Origin of the sequence: Micrococcus sp. HMSC31B01, from assembly GCF_001816085.1 — a bacterium.
In the GTDB taxonomy this organism is placed as follows: domain Bacteria; phylum Actinomycetota; class Actinomycetes; order Actinomycetales; family Micrococcaceae; genus Micrococcus; species Micrococcus luteus.
On sequence record NZ_KV825432.1, the window covers coordinates 1 to 2,452 of the forward strand.

The 2,452-nt window shown below is 75.8% G+C and carries 2 protein-coding genes; both read right to left on the reverse strand.

Annotated features, from left to right (window positions below; genetic code table 11):
* Nucleotides 1-1,815: DEAD/DEAH box helicase (locus HMPREF3105_RS11915; RefSeq protein WP_141762537.1), on the reverse strand; the 1,815-nt coding region annotated here is incomplete at its 3' end.
* Nucleotides 1,812-2,270, reverse strand: coding sequence for a 23S rRNA (pseudouridine(1915)-N(3))-methyltransferase RlmH (locus tag HMPREF3105_RS11920; RefSeq protein WP_210401456.1), 459 nt, complete (start codon nt 2,268-2,270; stop codon nt 1,812-1,814). The genes HMPREF3105_RS11920 and HMPREF3105_RS11915, both read right to left, overlap by 4 nt.
* Nucleotides 2,271-2,452 lie beyond the last annotated feature (182 nt).

Consider the following 2,452-nt stretch of genomic DNA (forward strand, 5'->3'; position numbering starts at 1 on the left):
CGACTCGGCCGTGTCCCCGGCCGCCGCGCCGCCGGGGGTGTCGTCCGCGCCGCCGTCGGAGGCCAGGAACACCCCGAACAGGCCGCGGTCCGGGATGGTGCCGCCCGAGGTGACCGCGAGGCGCTGGGCGCCGGGGCGGGCGGCAAGCGTGCCGTTCTCCCGGTCCCACAGGATGCGCGGGCGCAGCTCGGCGAACTCGTCGGAGGGGTAGCGGCCGGCCAGCAGGTCGAGCACGGACTCGTAGGCGGAGAACGGCAGCGTGGCGAACGGCGCGGACCGGCGCACGAGGTCGAACCACTCCTGTGCGTCCAGGTCCGCGACGGCGACGGCGGCCACGGTCTGCTGGGCGAGGATGTCCAGCGGGTTGGCGGGGATCCGCAGCGACTCGATGCGCCCGGCCGTCATGCGCTCGGCCACGACGGCGGTGTCCACGAGGTCGCCCCGGTGCTTGGGGAAGAACACGCCGCGGGAGACCTCGCCCACCTGGTGGCCGGCGCGGCCCACGCGCTGCAGACCGGAGGCCACCGAGGGCGGGGACTCCACCTGGATCACCTGGTCCACCGCGCCCATGTCGATGCCCAGCTCGAGCGAGCTCGTGGCCACGACGCAGCGGATCTGGCCGGTCTTCAGCGCCTCCTCGACGATGGCGCGCTGCTCCTTGGACACGGAGCCGTGGTGGGCGCGGGCGAAGTCGGAGACGGTGCCCGATCCGGTGCCGGTCTGCCCGGCCACCTGGGCGGGGCCGTGGAAGCCGGTCGGGTCCGGCGTGCGGAAGCCGGGGACGGCGTCCGGGTGCTCGGCCGCGGCGGCCGCCTCGGCGCGGGCCTCCCAGATCTCGTTGAGCCGGCCGGTGAGGCGCTCGGCCAGGCGGCGCGAGTTGGCGAACACGAGCGTGGAACGCCGCTCGGCCACCAGGTCCACGATCCGCTCCTCGACGTGCGGCCAGATGGACCCGCCCGTCACCGCGCCCTCGTCGCCGAGCCCGCCCGTCGAGGAACCGGGCCCCAGGTCGTGGGCTGCGGCGGGGGAGGAGAGGTCCGTCAGGTCCGGCACCGGCACCGTGACCGTCAGGTCCCAGCGCTTGGCCGAGGCGGGCCGCACCACCGTCACCGGCTGGGTGCCGCCGAGGAACCGGGCCACCTCGGCGGCCGGCTCGACCGTCGCGGACAGGCCGATCCGCTGCACGGGCGCGTCCAGCACGGCGTCCAGGCGCTCGAGGGAGACGGCCAGGTGGGCGCCGCGCTTGGTCCCGGCGACGGCGTGCACCTCGTCCACGATCACCGTGCGGACCCCGGCCAGCGCCGCGCGGGCCTGCGAGGTGAGCATGAGGTACAGCGACTCGGGCGTGGTGATGAGGATGTCCGGCGGGTCCTGCTGCAGGCGCCGCCGCTCGGCCGCCGGGGTGTCCCCGGAGCGCACACCCACCCGCACGCGCGGCACGGGCCGGCCCTGGTGCGCGGCGGTCTGCGTGATGCCCACGAGCGGGGCCCGCAGGTTCCGCTCCACATCCACGCCGAGCGCCTTCAGCGGCGAGACGTAGAGGACGCGGGTGGTCGCCGTCCCCTCGGCGGCGGGCTCGCGCACGAACGAGTCGAGCGCCCAGAGGAAGGAGGAGAGCGTCTTGCCCGAGCCGGTCGGCGCGATCACCAGGGCGTGCCGCCCCGAGGAGATCGCGTCCCACGCGCCGAGCTGGGCCGGCGTCGGGGCCTCGAACGCGCCCGTGAACCAGGCGCGCGTGGGCTCGGTGAACCGGCCCAGGACGACGTCGGCTGCGGGCGTGGGCGCGCCCGCTGCGGTCTCCGCGGGCCCGCTCATGCGTGGTGGTACGGTCGGCCGGCGGAGATCTCCTGGGCCCGGTAGACCTGCTCCGCCAGGATCAGCCGCACGAGCTGGTGCGGGAAGACGAGCGGGGACAGGGACCAGACGCGGTCCGCGCGGGCGTGGGCCCGGGCGTCCACCCCGTACGCGCCTCCGATGACCATCGTCACCGGGGCGCCGACGTCGAACCGGCTCTGCAGGTGCCGCGCCAGGCCCGGCGAGTCGAACGCCGTCCCCTGCTCGTCCAGCAGGATCAGGTGCTCGTCCGCGCCGACCGCGCCCAGGATCCGGTCCGACTCCTCCGTGCGCGCCGCCTCCTCCTGCCGCGCGGAGTGCGGCAGCAGACGCCACGAGAGGTCGTAGGGCTTCTTGAGACGCCGCTCGTAGCGGTCGATCCCGTCGACGACCCACGCCTCATGCTTCTTGCCGATGGCCAGCACCCGAACAGACATGGCCCCATGATCGCACCGGCCGCCGACACGGTACGGGGGTCGGCCCCGCCGCTCGGCTACGCTCGCCGGGGCGGGGTGCCTGGCTCCGCACCGGAAGGGGGCCCATGACGTCGACCGCACGGTCCGCGCGGGTGTCCCGCCGCGCCGCGCTCGGCCTCGGGGTCGGCGCCCTCGCGGTGGGC